Annotated in this window: 2 tRNA genes and 2 rRNA genes; all 4 read left to right on the top strand. The window is 53.3% G+C overall.

Annotation, left to right across the window (positions count from 1 at the left end):
- A 16S ribosomal RNA gene (locus CRT24_RS15660) occupies nucleotides 1-243 on the top strand; the annotation flags it as partial.
- Between the two features lie 125 nt (nucleotides 244-368).
- Nucleotides 369-445 (top strand) — tRNA-Ile (locus tag CRT24_RS15665).
- Between the two features lie 4 nt (nucleotides 446-449).
- Nucleotides 450-523 (top strand) — tRNA-Ala (locus CRT24_RS15670).
- Nucleotides 524-669: 146 nt separating this feature from the next.
- Nucleotides 670-927 (top strand): 23S ribosomal RNA (locus CRT24_RS15675); the annotation flags it as partial.

The following is a 927-nucleotide window of genomic DNA, read 5'->3' on the forward strand; positions in this document are numbered from 1 at the left end:
CATTCACAGTTCGGATCGGGGTCTGCAACTCGACCCCGTGAAGTTGGATTCGCTAGTAATCGCGTATCAGCAATGACGCGGTGAATACGTTCCCGGGCCTTGTACACACCGCCCGTCAAGCCATGAAAGCTGGGGGTACCTAAAGCATGTAACCGCAAGGAGCGTGTTAGGGTAAAACCGGTAATTGGGGCTAAGTCGTAACAAGGTAGCCGTACCGGAAGGTGCGGCTGGAATACCTCCTTTCTAGAGCCCGCGCCGGGGCCGCTGCGCCACATACATGATCTAAAGGAAAAAAAAGATACATTCAGAAGAAAGTGCCCATCCCGGTATCGGGGTGAGTCACCGAGAGAAGATGAGAGAGATAAGCTAGTCCCGTAGCTCAGTTGGTTAGAGCACTACACTGATAATGTAGGGGTCAGCAGTTCAAGTCTGCTCGGGACTACCACCGCGGGGAATTAGCTCAGCTGGCTAGAGCACCTGCCTTGCACGCAGGGGGTCAACGGTTCGAATCCGTTATTCTCCACAGGTCCGCACCACTTGGGTGCGCGACGAAGAGTTCTTTGACATATTGGAAGAAAAGAGATTAACAAGAGAAGACAACAGAGGTTCACTGCAGCAATGCGGTGCACCAAAAGCAGCCCACCACTTGGCAAAAGGGGTGGTGGCGCGAAGAAAGTAAACAAGGGCACACGGGGGATGCCTAGGCTCTCAGAGGCGATGAAGGACGTGATAAGCTGCGATAAGCCACGGGGATCGGCAAATGCGACTCGATCCGTGGATTTCCGAATGGGGCAACCCGGCATGCTGAAGGCATGCCATCAAATGAGGCGAACGCGCTGAACTGAAACATCTAAGTAGGCGTAGGAGGAGAAAATAACAATGATTTCCCAAGTAGTGGCGAGCGAACGGGAAAGAGCCCAAACCATG

The organism is Sphingobacterium sp. 1.A.5, assembly GCF_002734235.1.
Lineage (GTDB): Bacteria > Bacteroidota > Bacteroidia > Sphingobacteriales > Sphingobacteriaceae > Sphingobacterium > Sphingobacterium daejeonense.